Source organism: Fibrobacter sp. UWB1 (assembly GCF_002210325.1).
GTDB lineage: Bacteria > Fibrobacterota > Fibrobacteria > Fibrobacterales > Fibrobacteraceae > Fibrobacter.
Map to the genome: position 1 here is coordinate 19,424 of NZ_MWQL01000021.1, position 20,729 is coordinate 40,152.

General features: G+C 49.8%; 20 protein-coding genes. 16 read left to right on the top strand and 4 right to left on the bottom strand.

Features of this window, described 5'->3' with window-relative positions; genetic code table 11:
* Window position 1 precedes the first annotated feature (1 nt).
* The 6 genes from B7988_RS13080 to B7988_RS13105 all read left to right on the top strand — a co-directional run bounded on the left by B7988_RS13080 (window position 2) and on the right by B7988_RS13105 (window position 6,178).
* The gene (locus B7988_RS13080) at window positions 2–913 is read left to right on the top strand and encodes a cysteine synthase family protein (RefSeq protein ID WP_088658266.1); all 912 of its coding nucleotides are present in this window, start codon (window positions 2–4) and stop codon (window positions 911–913) included.
* A gap of 255 nt (window positions 914–1,168) precedes the next feature.
* Complete coding sequence (locus B7988_RS13085; protein ID WP_072801392.1) at window positions 1,169–1,723, top strand: hypothetical protein; 555 nt, start codon at window positions 1,169–1,171, stop codon at window positions 1,721–1,723.
* 84 nt (window positions 1,724–1,807) lie between these two features.
* Window positions 1,808–2,854 (top strand): ABC transporter substrate-binding protein, encoded by a 1,047-nt coding sequence (locus B7988_RS13090; protein WP_073056536.1) that lies wholly within the window; start codon window positions 1,808–1,810, stop codon window positions 2,852–2,854.
* Between the two features lie 63 nt (window positions 2,855–2,917).
* The gene (locus B7988_RS13095; protein WP_088658267.1) at window positions 2,918–3,895 is read left to right on the top strand and encodes an ABC transporter permease; all 978 of its coding nucleotides are present in this window, start codon (window positions 2,918–2,920) and stop codon (window positions 3,893–3,895) included.
* A gap of 9 nt (window positions 3,896–3,904) precedes the next feature.
* Entirely contained in the window at window positions 3,905–4,705 is an 801-nt protein-coding gene (locus B7988_RS13100; RefSeq protein ID WP_088658268.1) for an ABC transporter ATP-binding protein, read from the top strand.
* 108 nt (window positions 4,706–4,813) lie between these two features.
* Complete coding sequence (locus B7988_RS13105) at window positions 4,814–6,178, top strand: aminotransferase class III-fold pyridoxal phosphate-dependent enzyme (protein ID WP_088658269.1); 1,365 nt, start codon at window positions 4,814–4,816, stop codon at window positions 6,176–6,178.
* A gap of 122 nt (window positions 6,179–6,300) precedes the next feature.
* Here B7988_RS13105 and B7988_RS13110 read toward each other — a convergent pair whose 3' ends face one another.
* Window positions 6,301–7,605: an aminotransferase class I/II-fold pyridoxal phosphate-dependent enzyme gene (locus tag B7988_RS13110; protein ID WP_088658270.1), complete on the bottom strand. Its 1,305-nt coding sequence runs from the start codon at window positions 7,603–7,605 to the stop codon at window positions 6,301–6,303.
* Window positions 7,606–7,826: 221 nt separating this feature from the next.
* Here B7988_RS13110 and B7988_RS13115 point away from each other — a divergent pair, with 221 nt between their 5' ends.
* The 5 genes from B7988_RS13115 to B7988_RS13135 all read left to right on the top strand — a co-directional run bounded on the left by B7988_RS13115 (window position 7,827) and on the right by B7988_RS13135 (window position 12,746).
* Complete coding sequence (locus B7988_RS13115) at window positions 7,827–8,237, top strand: DUF4418 family protein (protein ID WP_088658271.1); 411 nt, start codon at window positions 7,827–7,829, stop codon at window positions 8,235–8,237.
* Window positions 8,224–9,444 (top strand): ABC transporter permease, encoded by a 1,221-nt coding sequence (locus B7988_RS13120; protein WP_088658272.1) that lies wholly within the window; start codon window positions 8,224–8,226, stop codon window positions 9,442–9,444. The genes B7988_RS13115 and B7988_RS13120 overlap by 14 nt, the downstream gene beginning before the upstream one ends.
* Window positions 9,441–10,154 (top strand): ABC transporter ATP-binding protein, encoded by a 714-nt coding sequence (locus B7988_RS13125; RefSeq protein ID WP_088658273.1) that lies wholly within the window; start codon window positions 9,441–9,443, stop codon window positions 10,152–10,154. The genes B7988_RS13120 and B7988_RS13125 overlap by 4 nt, the downstream gene beginning before the upstream one ends.
* Window positions 10,155–10,306: 152 nt before the next feature.
* On the top strand, window positions 10,307–11,650 hold the full coding sequence (locus B7988_RS13130; protein ID WP_088658274.1) for an O-acetylhomoserine aminocarboxypropyltransferase/cysteine synthase family protein: 1,344 nt from the start codon (window positions 10,307–10,309) through the stop codon (window positions 11,648–11,650).
* Between the two features lie 67 nt (window positions 11,651–11,717).
* Entirely contained in the window at window positions 11,718–12,746 is a 1,029-nt protein-coding gene (locus B7988_RS13135; protein WP_088658275.1) for an ABC transporter substrate-binding protein, read from the top strand.
* A 141-nt stretch (window positions 12,747–12,887) separates the two neighbouring features.
* On the opposite strand, the gene metK is transcribed toward B7988_RS13135, so the two are convergent.
* Window positions 12,888–14,078, bottom strand: coding sequence for a methionine adenosyltransferase (gene metK / locus B7988_RS13140; RefSeq protein ID WP_088658276.1), 1,191 nt, complete (start codon window positions 14,076–14,078; stop codon window positions 12,888–12,890).
* Between the two features lie 244 nt (window positions 14,079–14,322).
* Here metK and B7988_RS13145 point away from each other — a divergent pair, with 244 nt between their 5' ends.
* From B7988_RS13145 to thiF, 3 genes are read left to right on the top strand one after another with little or no spacing between them, the layout of a single operon-like run.
* Window positions 14,323–15,282 (top strand): 50S ribosomal protein L11 methyltransferase, encoded by a 960-nt coding sequence (locus B7988_RS13145; protein WP_088658277.1) that lies wholly within the window; start codon window positions 14,323–14,325, stop codon window positions 15,280–15,282.
* Between the two features lie 15 nt (window positions 15,283–15,297).
* Window positions 15,298–15,900, top strand: coding sequence for a dimethylsulfonioproprionate lyase family protein (locus B7988_RS13150; protein WP_088658278.1), 603 nt, complete (start codon window positions 15,298–15,300; stop codon window positions 15,898–15,900).
* A gap of 24 nt (window positions 15,901–15,924) precedes the next feature.
* Window positions 15,925–16,734, top strand: a complete 810-nt coding sequence (gene thiF, locus B7988_RS13155) for a thiazole biosynthesis adenylyltransferase ThiF (RefSeq protein WP_088658279.1) — start codon at window positions 15,925–15,927, stop codon at window positions 16,732–16,734.
* A 5-nt stretch (window positions 16,735–16,739) separates the two neighbouring features.
* On the opposite strand, the gene B7988_RS13160 is transcribed toward thiF, so the two are convergent.
* Window positions 16,740–18,164: a PLP-dependent aminotransferase family protein gene (locus B7988_RS13160; protein ID WP_088658280.1), complete on the bottom strand. Its 1,425-nt coding sequence runs from the start codon at window positions 18,162–18,164 to the stop codon at window positions 16,740–16,742.
* A gap of 140 nt (window positions 18,165–18,304) precedes the next feature.
* On the opposite strand from B7988_RS13160, the gene pdxS reads away from it, so the two are divergent.
* A complete protein-coding gene (gene pdxS / locus B7988_RS13165; protein ID WP_073321625.1) occupies window positions 18,305–19,183 on the top strand; it encodes a pyridoxal 5'-phosphate synthase lyase subunit PdxS in 879 nt (292 codons plus the stop codon).
* A complete protein-coding gene (pdxT, locus tag B7988_RS13170; protein WP_088658281.1) occupies window positions 19,183–19,785 on the top strand; it encodes a pyridoxal 5'-phosphate synthase glutaminase subunit PdxT in 603 nt (200 codons plus the stop codon). The genes pdxS and pdxT overlap by 1 nt, the downstream gene beginning before the upstream one ends.
* Here pdxT and bioB read toward each other — a convergent pair.
* Window positions 19,774–20,721 carry a biotin synthase BioB gene (bioB, locus tag B7988_RS13175; protein ID WP_088658282.1) on the bottom strand — a complete coding sequence of 316 codons (948 nt, stop codon included), beginning with the start codon at window positions 20,719–20,721 and terminating at the stop codon, window positions 19,774–19,776. The two genes, pdxT and bioB, sit on opposite strands and share 12 nt — an antisense overlap.
* Window positions 20,722–20,729 lie beyond the last annotated feature (8 nt).

The window sequence follows — 20,729 nt, forward strand, 5'->3', positions numbered from 1 at the left end:
TATGCATTACTATGAATCGATGCAATCTTTAATCGGGAAGACTCCGCTTGTAAAGCTTAACCATGTCGGACTCCCCGAAGGCGTAAACCTGTTTGCTAAACTCGAACTCTGGAACCCCTCGGGCAGCGTGAAGGACCGCACCGGCCTTTACATGGTGAACGACGCGATTGAAAAGGGGCTCTTGAAACCGGGTGGAACCATTGTCGAAGCCACCGCAGGCAATACAGGCCTCGGCATCGCTTTCGCAGCGCTCAACCGCGGCATCCGCGTGATATTCGTGGTGCCCACCAAGTTCTCGCAAGAAAAGCAGACGCTTATGCGTGCTCTCGGTGCAGAACTCATCAACACCCCGCGTGAAGACGGCATGCTCGGCGCCGAAAAGAAGGCCGAAGAACTCCTGACGCAAATTCCGGGCTCTGTTTCGCTCAGGCAGTTCCGTAACATGGCAAACCCGCTGGCCCATTACGAAACCACCGGCCCCGAAATCTACGAAGATTTGGACGGACAAATTGACTACGTGGTCGCAGGCGCAGGCAGTGGCGGCACCTTCAGCGGCATTCTCAAGGCGCTCAAGGAACGCAACTCGAACATCAAGGGCGTGCTCGCAGACCCCATCGGCTCTACTATGGGCGGCGGCGAACATGGCGACTACAACATCGAAGGAATCGGCAACGACTTTATCGCCGACACCATGGACATGTCGCTCGTGGATCAAGTCATCAAGATCAATGACGACGACGCCTTTGGCGGCGCTCGCGAACTCGCCAAGAAAGAAGGAATCTTTGCAGGCTCCTCTTCGGGCGCCGCGTTCACCGCGGCCAAGAAACTCATCGCCTCGGGCGCCCGCGGAAACATCGTATTCGTAGCCCCCGACCGCGGCGACCGTTACTTTAGCAAGGGATTGTATGAGTAAAAGTCACTAGTTGATATTACCTCTGTCTTCAAAACTCCACCAGGTTGGTGGAGTTTTTTAGTGGATGCGGATGTAATAGCTTTCTTTTATAACAAACCATAGTTAAATAGTATGTGTTTATGCCTTGAAAAGGGCGAATTCTTATTCTATCTTAAAGCCTACAAAAATGGTAGGGAATTAAACTTAACCAAAAAAGACTTCATCAAAATCAATAACAAAAAACGGTGCTTACGCACCACAAGGAGAGTATAAACAATGGCTAGAGTACATTTAAAACAACCGAATGAATTGACTGGCGAAGCAAAGGCTGCTTACGAAAAGCTGGAAGCTGCAGGCAAGGTGACTAACATGAAGTTGGTGATGCTCCAGGATTACGGCATCTACAAGGCTTTCATGGGCTGGTACGATGCTTGGGAAAGTCTCGAAAAGACGGTGGGTCTGCGTGCTGCAACGATTTTTGCACACTCGGTTTCTACGACGAACGGCTGCCTTCTTTGCTCGCTGTTCTTCATTAGCGATTTGAAGGCTCTGGGGCTTGATCCGAACAACTTCGAAACTTCGGAAAACGAGAAGCTTTTGCAACAGCTGGGTCAGCAGATTGTGAAGGATCCGACAAAGGTTCCGGACGAACTTTTCGAAGGTCTCCGCAAGTTCTATACCGACGAACAGATCATCATTATCGTGGGCTTTGGCGCTCAGATGCAGGCAACGAACAACTTCAATTCTGTCTTGGGCGTCGACGTTGACAAGCGTCTGTTGCCTTTGAAGGAGCTGTTCAAGCCCGCTACTTGGAGAGAAAATATCAAGTAATTTGTACTCTCCGTACAACCTGGCGCTCCTGGAAATATTCGAAGTCCATTTTCAGGGGCGCCTTTTTTGAAAGAGGAATTCACGATGGTAAACAATCTCAAAATTTATCTGACCGCTTTGCTCGCTTTTGGCTTTGCCCTGTTGGCCGGAGCATGCGGTAACGAAAAAGCGGAAAAACAGGAAGCCCCGCAGGCAGAAAAATCCCAGTTCAAGTTCGGTACTTTGGAACTCCCGATTCTGGACGGTTCCTTGTGTGGAGCGCCTTTTTACGTGGCTAAGGAAAAGGGATTCTTTGCCGAAGAAGGAATTGATGCCAAGTTGATCGCCGCTGATGGCGAAACGCGTAAGCTGGGCCTTAGCAAGGGCACTTATGCGCTCACGAATTCTGATTTCCAGTTTTTCCAGGCGATTGAAAACGGCGTCGATATCAAGATTGTCGATGGTATTCACATCGGTTGCATCAAGGTGCTTGTAAAGAAGGGTTCGCCCTACAAGACTGCTGCTGATTTGAAGGGCAAGAAGATTGCTGTCGATGAAATCGGTGGCACGCCGCATCAGGCTGCAAGCCTTTGGCTCTCGCTGGGAGGCGTTTCGACGAAGCCCGAAGATAATCAGGTGCAGTTCTTGCCTTATGCCGATGGCAACTTGGCTCTTGAAGCTTTGGAACAGGGCCAGATTGATGCCGCTGCCATTTGGGATCCGCTCGCTTCTGCTTACGAAAAGTCGGGCAAGGCCGACGTGATTATGGATGTGGCGAAGGACCCGGTATTTGACGGTCGCTATTGCTGCTTCATTTATGTGTCTGCCAAGATTTTGAAGGAAGAACCGGCAAAGATTGCAGCACTCCTGCGTGCGATTCACAAGGCCGAAGCCTGGATTGCCGAACACCCTGAAGAAACGGTTGACATTATTGCCGAAGGCAAGTATTCCGAAATTGAAGACAAGCCGCTGGCTGTTGAACTGATTAAGAGTTACGTGTACACTTCGCTGGAACAGCGCAAGACTCTTGGCCGCGACGTGAAGGGCGACTTGCGTTACTTTAGCGAACAGCTCAAGAAGATTGGCTACCTCACGCAGGACCCAGACCAGTTTGTCGCGAACCTGTACGAAGAAGTCGATTTGAACAAGTAATCGAAATTCCTTGTTGCTTAGCGCCCGCAAGGGCGCATTTTTAAAAATTTTACGGAGAGTTGAATGAACATTGTTTTGACGATTTCAGGTTTCCTGGTCGCCTTCTTGGTAAACTTGCTTTTTCCGCAGGTGGCCGAAAATGTGCGAATCAAGGAATATGTTTTTGGCGGGTTTACGGTTGATGACAATTTGGCATACCGCTTAGTTTTGCTTGCCATTATTGCCTATTACGCGGTCTATACGGTGGTGCTGTTTGTCCGCAAGGCGAGTGCAGATAAGGTGGCAAAATTTTTTGCGGGCGCGAAGTTCCGTTTCGCGGTTGGCTTGGCTCTTGCGGCATGGGATATTCTCGGAACCAAGTTGCTGTTTTTGCCGCAGCCGTTCTTTCCGGGGCCTGCGATTATTATGGACGCCTTTATTGGCGATACCAAATTCATTTGGCAGAATACGCTTTACTCGTTGCGTCTTTTTGTAGCCGGATTTTCGGTGGGCGTGGTGACGGGTGTGTTGACGGGTGTGCTGATTGGTTGGTATCCGAAGGCTCGTTACTGGATTTTGCCGGTGCTCAACATTTGTGGTGTGATTCCGGCGGTGGCGTGGATGCCTTTTGCCTTGACGCTTTTCCCGACTTCGTTTGCGGCGGCGACTTTCTTGATTGCGATTTGCTCCTGGTTCCCGGTGGCGACCATGACGGCTGACGGGGTGCAGGGTACGCCGAAGTCGCTGTTTGAGCTTTCGCGCACTTTTGGCGCGGGGCAGCTGTACCAGATTTTCCATATTGCGATTCCCCATGCAATGCCGCAGATTTTTACGGGCATTATGACGGCGGCTGCGTTTGGCTTTACTACGCTCGTGATGGCCGAAATGATGGGGCAGCCGGGTGGCCTTGGCTACTACATTAACACTTCGAAGGTCTGGAGCGCTTATTACAAGGTATTCGCTGCGATTGTCTTGATGGCAGTGCTGTTCTCGGCGATTTTGAAGGTGGTTGGCGCAGTACAGCGTTATGTGCTTCGCTGGCAAAAAGGTGTTGTGCGATAGGAGGCGACGATGACGGATATTTTAGATAAAGAAAAAATCTTGAAGATTCGCGAAGTAAACCGCTCCTTTATCGATGAACGCACGGGCGAACCGCGGCAGATTTTGAAAGATATCAATCTTTCTGTTTTTGAGGGCGAATTCATTTCGATTCTGGGTGCATCGGGTTGCGGTAAAACGACGCTTTTGCGCTTGATTGCTGGGCTCGACCCGGTTCAAGAGGGCAAGATTATTCTTGATGGCGAACCGGTGCACGGTCCCGATTCCAAGCGCGGTTATGTGTTCCAACAAGGGTGCCTTTTTCCGTGGCTTACGGTAGAAGACAACATTGCGATGGGCCTCAAGATTCGCGGCGTTTATAAGCAGAATAAGGGTAAGGTTCACGAATTTATTGAGAAAATCGGTCTTGGCGGATTCGAAAAGAATTTCCCGCACCAGATTAGTGGCGGTATGGCGCAGCGTGTGGCGATTGCGCGCGCGTTGATTAATGATCCTGAAATCTTGTTGCTCGATGAACCCATGGGGGCGCTGGATTCGTTTACCCGTGCAGACATCCAGAACTTGCTTTTGGAACTTCGCAAGGAGCGCAATACCACGATGATTTTGGTGACCCACGATATTGACGAAGCGCTTTATTTGTCTGATCGTATCGTGATTATGACGCCGCGTCCGGGGCGCATTAGCGAGGTGCTTGAAATTCGCGACAGCTTCCCGCGTGAAAGAGGCTCGGCGCAGTTCCTGGAAAAACGCCGCAATATTTTGGAACGCTTTAATCTTGCACGTTCCAATACGGCGCCGGAATACGTCATTTAGTCTAGATGGATTTGTTATCGGAAAAATTGATAACGAGCGCTAAAAACAAAGTATTGGACAGCGACTAAAATTGCACCTATATTTGTTCCAAAAATTAAGGAGAGTACTATGTCAAATAACGTTAGTTATGTGGCGGGAGAAAATGCCGCCTCTTATGAAAAGGCCCGAAAGTATAACCTGTTTTCTTTCGCGAATGCCCCCCATAAAGATTACAAGCCGTTCTTTGTAGACCATGCCGACGGTATCTACGTTTACGATGGTGCAGGCAAGGAATACATCGATATCGCGTCGGAACTGGTGAACGTGAATATCGGCTTTAATAACCGCCACATTATTGAAGCGGTGCAAAAGCAGGTGGAACGTTTGGCTTACATCGCTCCGCGTCATGCCTTTGCTGAAGCGGGCGAACTCAGCGAACTCTTGATTGAAAAGATTGCGCCGAAGAACATGAAAAAGGTGCTGTTTACGTTGGGTGGCTCCGAGGCAAACGAATTCGCCATCCGTTTTGTGAAGGCGTTTACGGGCCGCGACAAGATTTTTTCGAAGTATGAATCTTACCACGGAAGTACTTATGGTGCGTCGAGTTTGACGGGCGAAAGCGAACGCGCTTCGCTGTTCCCGACGATTCCCGGATTCATCAAGTACCCGGCTCCGCACCTTTACGGTTACGACATTAAATTTGCAAGTGAGGAAGAAGCGACCAAGCATTTCCTTTCTCGCCTGGAATATCAGATTCAGCAGGAATGCCCGGAATCGGTGGCGGCCGTGTTCATTGAATCGGTCACGGGTTCTAATGGCGTGTACCTTTACCCCAAGGGATACCTGAAGGGTGTCCGCGAAATCTGCGACAAGTATGGAATCCTCATGGTGTGCGACGAAGTCATGAGTGGCTTCTTGCGCACGGGTGAATGGTTCGCCTGCCAGGCCGATGGCGTGGAACCGGACTTGATTACTTTTGCAAAGGGTGTGAACAGCGCTTACGCTCCGCTCGGCGGCGTGCTCATTAGCGAGCGTATTGCGAATTATTATGAGGAAAACGCCTTTACCGCAGGGCTTACCTATAATGCGCATCCGCTCGGCGTTGCTGCTGCGATCGCCTGTATCGAAGAATATTTCCGCCTGGATGTCAAGGGCAATGTGAAAAAGCAGGAACCCCTTTTGAAGAAAAAGCTTGCGGAACTCAAGGCAAAGCACCCTTCTGTTGGTGACGTGCGTTCTGTAGGCTTGTTCGGTGCGATTGAATTCAGTTACAGTAAGGATCACAAGGATGTTATCCGCAAGAATGCGGCTGGTGAACCCTTCCTTGGAAACTTTATCACGAAACTCCGCAACGATTACGGGATCCTCACGATGGGCGGCGGCTCTACGATTCTGGTGGCACCTCCGCTGATTATCAACGAGACTCAGCTGGATGAAATCTTTGATCGTCTGGACAAAGCGATTAGCGAATACGCCGACGGTTTAATAAAATAATCATCTCCAATTCTATCATGGCGGACTCAATTGAGTCCGCCATTTAAATTTCTTTGTGCCATAAACTAAAGGTGACTGCTAAATGCAGCCACCTTTTAGGTTTTACTATGGTTATAATCGCGCTATTGGATTGCGACGAAGGCTTGTTCCAGGTCGGCAATCAAGTCGTTCACATCTTCGAGACCGATTGAGAGGCGGATGGTTTCGGAATGGATATCGGCCAATTCCTGAGCGCGTTCCGGGAGCTCGATGTGGGTGGTTGTAGACGGATTGATAATGAGCGAACGGGCGTCACCGATATTTGCCTGGAAGCTGAATACTTTTACGGCTTCCAAGAACTTGATAATGGTTGCGCGGTCGTTCTTTTTAAGGCCAAAGCTCAGGATTGCGCCGGCACCCTTGGGGAAGTACTTGGCGGCGAGTGCCTTGTACTTGCTGTTTTTGGCGTGCGGATGGTTTACCCAAGAAACTTCGGGGCGCGTTTCCAAGAATTCTACAATCTTTTCAGCAGACTTTACCGATTTCGAAAGACGTTCCGAAAGGGTTTCGATTCCAAGAAGCACCAGGTAAGAATTGAACGGGGCGATGGCGCCGCCCAAGTAATTCAGGTGAATGGCGCGGATACGGCCGGTGAAAGGCGTATCCGGGAACACGTCGTAAAAACTGCGGGGTACGCCCTGTTGCGACACCAAGAAATGCGGCTGGCCGTCGAACTGCGGGAACTTTCCGTTTTTCCAGTTGAACTTGCCGTTTTCTACAATGGCACCGGCAATCACGTTGCCGTGACCCGTAAGGCCCTTGGTGGCCGAATAAACGACTACATCGGCGCCGAAATCAAACGGATTCAACAAATAGGGGGTTGCCACCGTGTTGTCGACAATCAGCGGAATTCCGTGCTTGTGGGCGATATTTGCGATCGCTTCGATATCCAGAATGGTGGCGTTCGGGTTGGTGATCGATTCGATGTAGATTACCTTGGTGTCTTCTTTGACGAGTGCCTCGAAATTTGCCGGATCGTCAGGGTTTTCTACAATGTCATACTTGACGCCCGTCTCTCCGAAGATTTGTTCGAAACTATCGAAAGATCCGCCGTAAGAACGAGCTGTTGCAAGGATTCTGCCCTTGCCTGCTGTGACGTTCAAAAGCGAATACGTAACCGCTGCCATGCCCGAAGAAAGCGTGACAGCACCGGTTGCTCCCGGGTGGAGTGCCGTAAGGCGCGCGTCAAGTACATCCGTTGTCGGATTAGAAAGTCGTGTATAAAGTGCTTCGGCGCTGTCGAAATAAAACAGATCGTCGCTACGCTTTACGGTGTCGAGCGTAAAAGCAGTTGTCTGGTAAATGGGTACCGAAACGGCGTGGTTGTGTTCAGCAGGATTATAGCCTGCGTGCAATTTAAGCGTATCAAAAGAAAATTGATTTGACATTATACTCTCCTTAATTTTTTTTAAGGCAAATATAGATGTGGTTTTTGATAGCGTCCAATACTTAATTCTTATGCTGAATTATTGATTTTTTCTATATGTGCGACGCTGTTGAATTTGTCTGTGTTATAATAAAAACCTATAGCAAATCATAGTGATATAGTATTGGACATTTTCGGTATACCTTTTTAATTTATGCACCGAAAATTTTTAAGGAGAGTGCCATGAAACAGTACAAAGTATTTGTTGTTGCTAATCTTGTTTTCGGCGTATTGCTGATTACGCTTACCAAGTTGATTTTGCCTGTTTGCCATCCGATTGATGGCGGAACCATGAGCTGTGAAATTTCGACGACGGTAGATGCTTTTTTAGGACTTGCTTTGCTTGCAAATGCCGTCGTTGCTGCGGGGCTCCTTAAAAAGAAAGTACATGTCATTCTTTCTGCAGTAACGCTTGTGCTCGGTGTTTTTGTTTCGCTTGTGCCAACGGTAATTGTCGGAACATGCCAACACGCTCAAATGGCATGTCACGTGATAACGGGTCCGGTACTTGCTGTTTTTGGTGTGCTGATTGCACTTTTTGCGGCGCTGAATTTGATTTACTTAAAACTGAGGAGGCGAAATGAACAAGACTGATTTGAATTTGATTATTGAAAATTACTTGCGAAACCCTTTCCGTAGTTTTGGGCTTTCACTTTTGATTGCTTTGCTCGCCTCGGTGCTTTTGGTGGGCGGACTTTTGTCGTTTTCGCTTTCAAAGGGCCTGAATCGCCTTTCGTCTCGCTTGGGTGCCGACGTCATCGTGATTCCCCAGGGGAGCGAAATTAACGACCAGACTGTACTTTTGCAGGGCGATTCCAAGTACACCTATTTGCCGCAGGGCTCGCTGGAATTTATTCGTGGCCTTGACGGCGTAGAAATTGCGACGCCGCAGTATTTTTTGACCACCTTGAATTCTAGCTGCTGCGAACAGAAAGTCATAATTATCGGTTTCGAGCCGGCTTCTGATTTTGTGATTCAGCCTTGGATTCACGAGGTCCTTACGGATAAACTCCCTAAGGGTGCTATCGTGGTGGGCAGTGAAATTAGCGTGGGCGAGAAAAGGACTGTCAGGTTCTTTGACCATGAATACCCTGTGGCGGCCTCTCTTGAACCGGTTGGCAACAAGTTGGACCAGGCCGTTTTTGTAGATGTGGCAACACTTGCCGATATCCGCGAGGCGGCTAAGGCCAAGGGCGTGGTTTTCTTGCATCAGGATGTCAAGTCCGAGGGCTCGGATTCGCCGATTTACTCCAGTGTTTTAATTAAATTGCGCGCAGGGGCTGATATCGAGCGCCTCTCTCGAGAAATTCATACCCGCTTTGACGGCGTGCAGATTCGCACTCGCAAAGATTTGTTCTCGGGTCTTGAAAAGTCGGCGAATTTCTTGCAGATTGTGGTGTGGTCAATCGTGGCCCTTTTCTTGGTGATTGCGGTTGCCGCGATTGTGATTTCGTTTTCACTGTCGACTCGCGAACGCAGGCGTGAATATGCGCTTTTGCGAATTGTGGGCTATGCCCGCAAACGTTTAAGGACTCTTGTGCTGGGCGAATCGCTGCTGGTGTCGGCGGTAGGAACGTACATTGGATTGCTGCTTTCGAGCGTGTTTTTTTTCACTTTTAAAATTTGGATTGGCGAACATGTGAATGTGCCCTTTATTGTTCCTGGAAATGCCGAAATCGCTGCTGTTTACGCTGTGGTGGTTTTGCTTTTGCATTCGGTGGGGCCGGTGGCGGTTTTCGGCGTGGCAAATAAGGTGAGCAGTATTGATGCCTACGCCGCTTTGAGGGAGGTAGAACATTGATTTTAAACGTCTCTAATTTATATAAAACTTATACCCGCCGCGGCGAAGAATTCAATGCCGTCGAAGATGTTGAATTTTTTGCCTGGTCCGGTGATTTTTCGGTAATCTATGGCGAATCGGGAAGCGGAAAAAGTACGCTTTTGTCGCTCCTTTCGGGAATCAATCGCCCCTCGCAGGGATCTATCATTTTTAATGGTGTTGATTTTGCAAGTTTGACAGATGCCGAACTTTCCGCGATTCGTAACGATAAAATCGGCTACATTCCACAAGAATCCGTTTTCTTGCCGCAATTTACCGTGCTTGAAAATATCTTCTTGCCGCGGGCGATTCGCGAGGGCAATAAGGTTGAGGTGAGGGATATTTCGGAATTGGTCGATATTGATATTCATTCAAAACTCGAAACTCTCGGCATTGCCCATTTGGTGAATGAAATGCCGGCAGAACTTTCGGGAGGCGAACTCAAGCGAGCCTCGATTGTGCGCGCTCTTGTCAACAATCCCGATATCGTGATTGCTGACGAACCGACCAGCAACCTTGACGAAACTAATGCCAAAATTGTCTTTGACCTTTTGGCGGAACTTGCGCAGTCGGGAACGTCGGTACTTGTGGCTACCCATGATCCTCGCGGCTTCAAGTATGGCGACCGCATTTACACCATGCACAAGGGGAGACTCTTGCCGAACGGTGAATCTGATTACGGCGGATTATAAATAAATCAATATTAAGTGATATTGCCCTCGACTCGGTCGGGGGCATTTTCGTTATAAAAATTTTTGATAATTCCGCATAAAAACAAAGTATTAGAAAAACTGTAAGTCCCTTTCTATTTTTCGTATTGAAATTTATAAGGAGAGTGATTCACATGTCAATTAATGCATCAAAAAAAACAAGTAAAATTTCAGCAGACGTTTCGAATCCGTCCAACTGGAATTTTGGAACCAAGTGCTTACAGGCGGGCTGGAAGCCGAAAGTGGGCGAACCTCGCGTATTGCCGATTTTCCAGTCAACCACTTACAAGTACGAAGATGTTGACGAAGTAGAACGTCTTTTCGCCCTCAAGCAGTCGGGCAACAAGTACACGCGTACGGGCAACCCGACGGTAGCGGCTTTTGAAGCAAAGATTACCGAGTTGGAAGGCGGTGTGGGCGCTGTCGCAACAGCTTCGGGACAGTCGGCCGTATTGCTCGCTATTTCGAATTTGGTCAAGGCAGGCGATCATATCATAGCCTCTAAGGCGGTATATGGCGGGACCTATACATTGCTTGATGTTCGACTTTCAAAGCTCGGTGTCGAAACGACTTTCATTGACCCGGAAGCGCCTATTGCAGAACTTCGCAAGGCATTCCGCCCGAATACAAAATTGGTCTTCGGCGAAACCATTGGTAACCCGGCGCTTGGCGTTCTGGATTTCGAAAAGTTCTCGAAGCTTGCCAAGGAATTCGACGTGCCGTTCCTTGTGGACAACACGCTTGCAACGCCGTTCTTGGTGAAGCCCTTGAAGCATGGGGCGAATGTCGTCATTCATTCTGCAACCAAGTACATTGACGGTCATGCCGTTGCCTTGGGCGGTGTCGTGATTGACGGCGGCAATTACAACTGGAATAACGGAAAGTTCCCGGATCTTGTCAATCCTGATGCGCAGTACGCGAATACTTCTTACACTGAAAAATTTGGCCGCGCTGCCTACATTGTCAAAGCCCGCGCCCAGTTTTTGCGCGATTTCGGTGCCGCCCAGAGTCCGTTCAACGCATTCCTTTTGAATTTGGGTCTTGAAACGCTCCATTTGCGCATGCCGCAACACAGTTCTAACGCCTTGGCCTTGGCGGAATACCTATCCAAGCATCCGGCGGTAAACTGGGTCAACTATCCGGCGCTCAAATCTAGCCCGAACAGCAAGCGCATTCGCAAGTATTTCGATTATCAGGGCGGAAGCGGCGTGCTGACCTTTGGCCTCAAGGGAGGCAAGGCTGCTATTCGCTCGTTCGTGAAAGCGCTGAAGGTCGCGGCATTGGTGGTGCACGTGGGCGACGCCCGTACGAGTGTGCTACACCCGGCAACGAGTACACATTCCCAGCTTTCGCCGAAGGATAGGCTTGCTGCAGGAATTCCTGACGACATGATTCGCGTGTCCGTCGGAATCGAAGACCCGCGCGACATTATCGCCGATTTCGAACAGGCCATTAAGGCAAGTACAACAAAGCATTAAACATCCTCATCGTGTCATCCTGAACGCAGTGAAGGATCTAAAAAAAATTAATCATAGGAGATTTTAAATGAAATTCATCCAAACGTTACTATCGTTCGCAGCCGCTTTTACTTTGGGATTTGCACTCATCGCCTGCGAAGAAGAAAAATCCGAGAAGGCTGCCGTTACCAATGAATCCGCTTTTAAATACGGTACTGTCGAAATCCCCGTTTCCGATGGAACCCTTTGCATTGCGCCGTTCTTTGTCGCTAAAGAAAAAGGATTCTTTGCTAAAGAAGGCGTCGATGTAAAATTCGTGTCGGCGAATGCGGAAACCCGCAAAATCGGGCTCAACAACGGAACATATCCGATTACAAACTCCGACTTCGCCTTTTTCCAGTCCGTCGAAAACGGAGTGAACATCAAGGTGGTCGAAGGATTCCACGTCGGTTGCATCCATCTGCTCGTCAAGAAGGGCTCGCCGATTCGCTCTGCGCAGGATTTGAAGGGCAAAAAGATTGCCGTGAACGCCATTGGCGCAACACCCCACCAAGCCGCAACACTTTGGCTAGAAGCAAACGGCGTTTCTGCTATAAACGATGTTCAATTCTTGCCCTATGCCGATGGCAACTTGGCGCTTGAAGCCTTGGAACGTGGGCAGGTCGAAGCGGTTTCACTTTGGGACCCGCTGGGAAGCCTTGCCGCTGTTGACGGCCGCGCCGATGTGCTGATGGATTTGGCAACGGACCCCGTTTTTGCCGGTCGCTATTGCTGTTTCTATTATGTTTCGGGAGTTCTTCTGGAAAAGGAACCGGAAAAGATCAAGGCTCTCCTCCGCGCTCTCGAACAGGCTCACACCTGGATCAGCGAACACCCGGAAGAAACCGTGGAACTCATGCAGGCAGGCAAACACTCCGCTATCGAAGACAAGGAATTCGCAACCGCACTCATCAAGTCGTATGAATACCAGTCCCCTGAACAAAAGGCAAAGAGTGGCCGCAACCTGAAAGCCGACTTGCACTACTTTGCAGACCTGCTGCATAAAGTCGGATACCTGCAGCTGAATGCCGACGAATTCACCGAAAAAATCTACCGCGAAGTCGACTGGCATAAGTAATAATTTGTACTCCTAAATTCCTGTGCACTACTCTCCGCGCAGGTACCCCTCGGCAGCATTAGTTGCCGAGGGTGTTTTTTATATACAAAAAAAAGGCTCGTCGTTTGACGAGCCTTAATCTTTTTGTTAGAGAGAATTCGCTTATGCTTTGGCGAGTTTCTTCAAAGTTGCAGCCTTGTCCGTCTTTTCCCAGGTGAAGCGGGCGCCGGTGCGGCCGAAGTGGCCGAGCGCGGCAGTTGCTTGATAGCCGGGCTTCTTCAAGTCGAGCATCTTCACGATGCCGGCCGGAGAAAGGTCGAAGGTCTTCTTCACGATTTCTTCAATCTTGCGGTCATCAATCTTGCCGGTCTTGAACGTATTCACCAGTACAGACACCGGCTTGGAATAACCGATGGCGTAAGCGAGCTGCACTTCGCAACGGTCTGCAAGGCCTGCGGCGACAATATTCTTTGCTACATAGCGTGCGGCGTAAGCAGCGCTGCGGTCAACCTTGCTCGGGTCCTTGCCGCTGAATGCGCCACCACCGTGACGGCCCATGCCGCCGTAGGTGTCCACGATAATCTTACGACCGGTCAGGCCGCAGTCACCGTGCGGGCCACCAATCACGAACTTGCCCGTCGGATTGATGAGGAATCGAGTCTTCTTGTCCAAAAGTTTTGCGGGAATCACCTTCTTGATGAGTTTTTCGATGATTTCCTTTTCGATGGTAGAATGCTTGAGTTCCTTGCCGTTCACGAATTCGTCGTGCTGAGTGCTGACCACCACCGTATCGACACGCACAGGCTTGTCATTTTCGTCGTATTCGACGGTCACCTGCGATTTTGCATCAGGGTGGAGCCACTTGATTTTGCCGGATTCGCGGAGATTCTGAATTTCTTCCATGAGCTTGTGAGCAAGGCTAATCGGAAGCGGCATCAGTTCCTTGGTTTCATTCACGGCGTAGCCAAACATCATGCCTTGATCGCCCGCACCTTGCTTGTCGTCTTCCTTACCTTCGGCAGCCTTGGCGTCAACACCCTGAGCGATATCGGGAGACTGCTTGTCCACTGCAACGAGCACGGAGCAGCCCTTGTAATCAAAAGCAAGTTCCGGGTTCACATAACCGATGCTCTTGATCGTCTTGCGTGCAATCTGCTGGTAGTCAATTACGGCCTTGGTGGTAATTTCGCCAGAGATAACGACCAGACCGGTGTTGGCAAGTGTTTCGCAAGCCACACGGCTGTTCGGGTCTTGGGCGAGGCAGGCGTCGAGAATTGCATCCGAGATCTGGTCGCAAACTTTGTCGGGGTGTCCCTTGGACACGGATTCAGAAGTAAAGAGATAATGTGCCATTGTATAAGGCTCCTTTTGTTAACAGCACCGAAAAGAACGTCGCATTTTTGAGCATTCCCAAGCGCTGAAAAAAACGTGGTTTGAATTTCTATGCATAAATCTACATAAATGCATAAACTTTGTCAAGGAAAAACGGGCTTTTTACTTATACAAAAAATTGATAGCAAGCGCTAGAAATTTTGTATTGGACGCGGCTATAGTCCACATCTATATTTGCACTCAAAAAAAAGTGAGGCAACCTATAATGAGTATTTTAGTTGATGTTAAAAAGTATCTGGCTTTAGAAGAAGCACCGAAACAGGTTCAAGATTATCTTTCCGTGGCTGTAACGGATCACGCCTATTTGCCAAAGACCGAAGATATTACTAGCGATTGGGTGGCATACATTGCAACACCTGCATTCAAGCTGATCCGTGAAAATCTAGGACACGATGTAGAAGCATTCGCTTCGATCGGAACGGGTTCCGGCATCGATGTCTTGACGGGTATTGAACTTTTGGGAGCCAAGCGCGTAGGTTTTACCGACTTGCAGAAAAGCGTGGTGGACGCGGCAGCCGAAAATATCAAGAAAAATTTGAAGAATGCAGATTCAATTGAATTGGAATTCGGTGCAGGCGATCTTCTACAACCTCTTGAAAATGGCAAGCGCCGTTACGACGTGATTTACGAGAACCTGCCCAATGTTCCGCTAACAGATAACACCAAGATTGAAGACAAACGAAACAGCGGCCATTACCTGGAAAAGCGCGTCGAAGTGATTCCTGAATTTGTGCATGAGCAAATGCTGGATTTGCATTATCTGGCGCTTAAGCAGGCCCGCGATTACCTGGCCGACAAGGGTGCCGTCTATTCTACACTCGGTGGCCGCGTGCCGCTCAGTGCGTTTATCAAGCTCGGCGAATTGGCTGGCCTTTCTTCTGAAATTTTCACGTATTCCTGGAAGGTGCAGGCGGAACCCGAAGACGTGATTTCGGGTTATGCCGCACAAGAAAAGGCGGGGCTCGGGCCGTTCCGATTCTACCGCGCAAGCGACTTGCAAAAAGCATTCGCCAACATCTCGGTGAAGGAATCCGGCAAGAACGCTTTCGAAATCGAGAAGTCGCTGGAATCTTCGAAGCTTACTGCTAAAGAAGCTTACGAAGCATTCCTAAAGGGCGAAGTGATCGGCCATACGGTTGCCGTACTGAAATCAAGCGTGAAGTAAAACGAGTGTATTTTAATGCAAGATTTTATCGCCCGTTTAATTGAAGAATCGAAGCGATTTCTGAATGAACGCGCCCAAATTGACGATGATATCGGTCAAGAGGCGGCCAAGTTTGTAGCGCGCGAAATTCCTGCCCCAAGCGGGACTTTCGAAAAAAGCGATTCTCCGCTGATTCGCTGGATTGAAGATTCCGCAAAACACGGAAGTTCAGAGACTGCAAATTTGCTGAAAGCGCTAAAGCCCGCACTCCCTTTTTTGCCGTGGAAGTATAATTACGAACTGCGCGCCGATATGCCTGATTTAGGAAACCGTATGGGCTGGGGAGAAATCCTCGGGCCCGAAGCGCCGTATCACGACGAACATTTTTGTTTCGGGTTTACGCTTCTCGGAAAGAATACCTTGTACCCGGCGCATTATCACCCTGCCACGGAACTTTACGTGGTGCTTTCGGGACATGCCGAGTGGACTTTAGACGGCGTTTCAAAAGTCCGCGGTCCCGGAGAATTTATTCTGCACCCCTCGAACCACGTACATTCCATGCAAACAAGGGATGAGCCTTTGCTCGCGCTTTACACATGGAGCGGCGAAGATGTCGTGACGCTCTCGAAGTACGTGTGATGAGGTCGAAAATCCAATAGAAAAATGGTTTTTACCAACGAACAACTGGAACGGTATTCGCGCCACATTATTCTTAAAGATGTCGGCGTAAAAGGCCAAAAGAAGCTCTTGAACGCGAAGGTGCTCGTCATTGGTGCGGGTGGCCTTGGCGCTCCAGTGGCTATGTATCTTGCCGCCGCCGGTGTGGGCACGATTGGCATTGCCGATGCCGATGTGGTTGACCTTTCAAATTTACAACGTCAGATAATACACGCCACGCAAGATGTGGGTAAGCCCAAGGTGCGATCCGCGAAAGAAACCATGGAAGCGATGAATCCTGACGTGAATGTAATTGCTTACCATACTTTCGTAACGAGCGAAAACATTCTCGACCTCGTCAAGGATTACGATTTTATCGTTGACGGCACCGACAATTTTCCGACGAAGTTCTTGATTAATGACGCCTGCGTCATGGCGAAGAAACCCTTCTCGCATGCGGGTATTGTCGGATTCCAGGGGCAGCTGATGACATTCGTACCGGAGCAGGGACCTTGCTACCGCTGCATTTTCGAGGAACCGCCCCCGAAAGGGTCCGTGCCGACTTGCAAAGAGGCAGGCGTGATTGGGGCAATCGCAGGCGTAATCGGAAGTTTGCAGGCAATGGAAGCAATCAAGTATATTCTTGGAGTGGGTAATTTACTTACAGGCCACTTACTCACCTACAACGCACTCACAGCAGAATTCCGCAAGGTGAAGCTCCCGAGTCATAACGACGACTGCGCCGTTTGCGGAACACACCCGACCATTACGCAGCTCATTGACTACGAACAGGCTGTTTGTGATTTGAAACATTAAACTTTTTAGTTGCAAAGGCTCGCGAGTATCTGCACTGCTTTTTGCATGTTCGCTTTATCTACCGACGAGTAGTTCACGACAAATTTGTGCTGCGATGGCTTCGCCTCAAAATAATACTCCGAAAGGGCGCGGATGTTTACCCCGCGAAATCGGGCGCGGTTGCAGAATTCTATATCAGAACATTTCGTATTCACTTCCAAGATAAAGTGGAGCCCGGCATCTTCTTCGTAAATTCGGGCAACGTTCGAAAGCTTGCTCTTGCGGATAGCCGAAAGGAGCATGTCGCGCTTGGCTCGGTACAGGTTGCGCATGCGGTTGATGTGCGTCTCGTAGTAACCGAGATCGATGAATTTTGCCATCACATACTGATCAAGGTTCGAAACCGTACACGAATAGAACGAAAGCTTATTATGAAACTTCTCGGCAAGGTGCGGCGGGAGCACCATATAACTGAGGCGAATCGCTGAAGTCATCGTTTTGGAAAAGGTATTCAGGTAAATCACCTTTTCGGTGACATCGATGTTCTGTAATGCGGGAATGGGTTTTCCGGTCATGCGGAATTCGCTGTCATAGTCATCTTCAACGATGTAGCGATTTGGGGATTCGGCAGCCCAACTGAGCAGACGATAGCGTTCGCCGACAGGCATCACCATCCCGGTCGGAAAATGGTGCGCTGGCGAAATATGTACGACATCGACGTCAGATTTCTTGACGGAGTCTACGAAACTTTCCTCTACAATGGGAATGTGACTCACCTTGACGCCGTATTGGCTATACAGTTTTGAAATTTTGCCCCAGCCAGGGTCTTCTACGCCATAGCACTTGTCAAATCCGAGCAATTGTACTAGCAAGCCATAAAGGTAATCGGTCCCGGCACCAATGACAATCTGTTCTGGCGACACTTGGATATTTCTGAATTCGCGAAGCATACGAGCGATGGCTCGGCGAAGTTCCAGTGAGCCCATTCCCGGAGAAACTTGCAACAAATCGTTCTGCCTTTCGCAAAGGACCTCGCGAGTGATTTTTGCCCAAGTGGTAAAGGGGAACGCCTCGATATCGGAACCGTTGCTTGCGAAATCGGCGATATATTTCGGGTTGACATGTTCTGACTCGTCGGTGAGTTCTGCGTGGATTCTGCGCGTGCGGGGTTTCTTGCGGTTCCGATGGACTTGCGCATTAGCCGCGGCATTTATGTCTGCGACAAAGAAGCCTTTTTTAGGGAGCGAGTAGATGTAGCCTTCGGCGAGGAGCTGGGCGTAAGCATTTTCAACCGTCACGACGCTAATGCCGAGATTCTGCGCGAGGTTTCGTTTGGAAGGGAGTTGTTCTTCGGCAAGGACGTTTCCGCTTACGATATCTTTTTTGATGCATTGGTAAAGGTAATGGTAGAGGCTGTTTGCTCCCGCTTTGGACATATCGTAAGTGAACATGAAACTGACCTTATTAGTATTGCTAATCTGATATTTAACTGATATTATAAAAATAGTAAAAAACTGAATATTGTGCAGGTCAAGCGAATGTTTTAAATTACAGCCTGAAATTAAACCATTCCATAACCAAGGAGATTTACATGTCTGACCAGAATCGTTACGAACTCAACAAGAACCTTGCCCAGATGCTCAAAGGCGGTGTCATTATGGATGTGACAACCCCCGAACAAGCCAAAATTGCCGAAGCCGCAGGCGCTGCCGCCGTGATGGCATTGGAACGCATCCCTGCCGATATCCGTGCCGCGGGTGGCGTATCGCGCATGAGCGACCCCAAGATGATCAAGGGTATTCAGGACGCCGTCTCTATCCCGGTCATGGCCAAATGCCGTATTGGCCACTTTGCCGAAGCGCAGATTTTGCAGGCAATCGAGATCGACTACATCGACGAAAGCGAAGTGCTCTCTCCTGCCGACGACATTTTCCACATCAATAAGCGAGAATTTGATGTGCCGTTCGTTTGCGGCGCGAAGGATTTGGGCGAAGCGCTGCGCCGTATCGAAGAAGGCGCGTCGATGATCCGTACCAAGGGCGAGCCGGGTACGGGCGACATCGTCCAGGCCGTACGACACATGCGCCTGATGAACCAGGAAATCGCCCGCATTTCGAGCATGCGCGAAGACGAACTCTTTAACCGTGCCAAAGAACTCCAGGTGTCGTACGACCTGGTGCGCTTCGTTCACGACAACAAGAAACTCCCCGTGGTGAACTTCGCTGCCGGTGGTGTTGCCACCCCCGCCGATGCCGCCCTCATGATGCAGCTCGGCGCCGAAGGCGTTTTCGTAGGTTCTGGAATCTTCAAGTCGGGCAACCCCGCCAAGCGTGCCGCCGCCATTGTACAGGCAGTTACCAATTACACCGATGCAAAGCTTATCGCCAAACTTTCTGAAGACTTGGGCGAAGCCATGGTCGGTATCAACGAACAGGAAATCGCGCTGCTGATGGCCGAAAGGGGAAAGTAATGGGAATTAACAAACCGCAAATTGGCGTACTCGCGGTGCAGGGGGCGTTCATCGAACATGAACGTATCCTCAAATCGCTGGGCGCCGAAGTCTTTGAAATCAGGCAGTTGCGCGACCTTGACCGCCATTTAGACGGTCTTGTGCTCCCCGGTGGCGAAAGCACCGTGCAAGGAAAACTGCTCCACGACTTAGGGCTTTTCGAGCCTCTTCGTAAAAAGATTGTCGAAGGCCTGCCCGTACTCGCAACATGTGCCGGTGCAATCCTCCTTGCCGAAAAAATTGCAGGCGAAAACAAGGCGCATTTCGCGACACTCCCCGTCATTATCCGCAGGAATGCTTACGGAAGGCAGCTCGGCAGTTTCTTCACCGAAAACGAAGTCGCGCACGTCGGAAAAGTGCCGCAGACTTTTATTCGCGCGCCCTTCTTTGAATCGGTCGGCAAAGGCGTCGAAGTCCTTTCGCGTACGGCAAGTTCGAATACTGCAGATGCTCCCGAGCAAATCGTTGCCGTTCGCTACAAGAACCAAATTGCGCTTTCGTTCCATCCGGAACTCAATAGCGACACAAGCATTCACCGGTATTTTTTGAAGCTAGTGGGATGATTCACTTTCCACTTGCCAGGTGAAGCCAGCCGCCTCGATGGTGCGGAATGTTTCTTCGAGACTCTGGCCGCCTTCGGTGAGGTAGCCCGACGCAAAAATAGAGTCGGCTACCTTGAAGAGTGTCTTCTCGTGACCCTTGAAATACACCTCGCGGCCGGCGGCGCAGCGGATGTCCGATTTCGGGAGCATCAGGCGCGCAAGGCAAAGCACCTTGATGCAGTATTCGGGCGTCAGCGTCGAAATATCTCGCTTCGCAAGGCGCGTGCCTTCTACTGGCAGCAAGAAGTTGATGGGCACCGAATCCGGATTGATTTCAAGCAATTCGAATAGCATATCGACGACATCTTCGGGCGTTTCGCCCATGCCGATGATGCCGCCGGAGCAGATTTCGAAGCCGAGGCCCTTCAGCATTTTCAGGTTGTCAATTCGTTCCTGGTAAGTGTGCGTGGTGCAGATGCTCGGATAAAAACGACGGCTGCTGTTCAGGTTGTGATTGATGCGATTGAGGCCCGCATCCTTAAGAATCAACGCCTGCTTTTCGGTCAGGAACCCGATGGAGCAACAAATTTGCGTGTCGTTCTTTTTCATCTTGCGGATGCGCTCGGCAAGTTTTTCGATATCGTCGTCTGCAAAACGGATGCCGCTGAGCCCGATACAGTGCCTCGCCAAATGCATTTCGTCAACGAGGTCGTTGTCACCGTAAAGTTTCTTGTCTTCTACATAGCGGTACTTTTCGATCGGTGCTTCGGAATCGCGCGACTGGGCGCAATAGGCGCAGTTCTGCGTGCAGTTTCCGCTGCGGACATTGGTGAGCAACTGAATGCTTACGCGGTTGCCTTTGTACTTGGTACGCAGCTGATATGCCTGTTCAATCAAGTTCGGTAACGAATCTGCGTTCGCATTCAAAATATCAAGAGCGGTTTGTCTGTTTATCATAACGGGAC

Coding starts and splice junctions, on each gene's coding strand:
- metK (WP_088658276.1), bottom strand. CDS start 14,078: ATGGCACATTATCTCTTTACTTCTGAATCCGTGTCCAAGGGACACCCC.
- B7988_RS13105 (WP_088658269.1), top strand. CDS start 4,814: ATGTCAAATAACGTTAGTTATGTGGCGGGAGAAAATGCCGCCTCTTAT.
- thiF (WP_088658279.1), top strand. CDS start 15,925: ATGGTTTTTACCAACGAACAACTGGAACGGTATTCGCGCCACATTATT.
- B7988_RS13135 (WP_088658275.1), top strand. CDS start 11,718: ATGAAATTCATCCAAACGTTACTATCGTTCGCAGCCGCTTTTACTTTG.
- pdxT (WP_088658281.1), top strand. CDS start 19,183: ATGGGAATTAACAAACCGCAAATTGGCGTACTCGCGGTGCAGGGGGCG.
- B7988_RS13090 (WP_073056536.1), top strand. CDS start 1,808: ATGGTAAACAATCTCAAAATTTATCTGACCGCTTTGCTCGCTTTTGGC.
- B7988_RS13150 (WP_088658278.1), top strand. CDS start 15,298: ATGCAAGATTTTATCGCCCGTTTAATTGAAGAATCGAAGCGATTTCTG.
- bioB (WP_088658282.1), bottom strand. CDS start 20,721: ATGATAAACAGACAAACCGCTCTTGATATTTTGAATGCGAACGCAGAT.
- B7988_RS13080 (WP_088658266.1), top strand. CDS start 2: ATGCATTACTATGAATCGATGCAATCTTTAATCGGGAAGACTCCGCTT.
- B7988_RS13115 (WP_088658271.1), top strand. CDS start 7,827: ATGAAACAGTACAAAGTATTTGTTGTTGCTAATCTTGTTTTCGGCGTA.
- B7988_RS13120 (WP_088658272.1), top strand. CDS start 8,224: ATGAACAAGACTGATTTGAATTTGATTATTGAAAATTACTTGCGAAAC.
- B7988_RS13095 (WP_088658267.1), top strand. CDS start 2,918: ATGAACATTGTTTTGACGATTTCAGGTTTCCTGGTCGCCTTCTTGGTA.
- B7988_RS13110 (WP_088658270.1), bottom strand. CDS start 7,605: ATGTCAAATCAATTTTCTTTTGATACGCTTAAATTGCACGCAGGCTAT.
- B7988_RS13100 (WP_088658268.1), top strand. CDS start 3,905: ATGACGGATATTTTAGATAAAGAAAAAATCTTGAAGATTCGCGAAGTA.
- B7988_RS13160 (WP_088658280.1), bottom strand. CDS start 18,164: ATGTTCACTTACGATATGTCCAAAGCGGGAGCAAACAGCCTCTACCAT.
- B7988_RS13145 (WP_088658277.1), top strand. CDS start 14,323: ATGAGTATTTTAGTTGATGTTAAAAAGTATCTGGCTTTAGAAGAAGCA.
- B7988_RS13085 (WP_072801392.1), top strand. CDS start 1,169: ATGGCTAGAGTACATTTAAAACAACCGAATGAATTGACTGGCGAAGCA.
- pdxS (WP_073321625.1), top strand. CDS start 18,305: ATGTCTGACCAGAATCGTTACGAACTCAACAAGAACCTTGCCCAGATG.
- B7988_RS13130 (WP_088658274.1), top strand. CDS start 10,307: ATGTCAATTAATGCATCAAAAAAAACAAGTAAAATTTCAGCAGACGTT.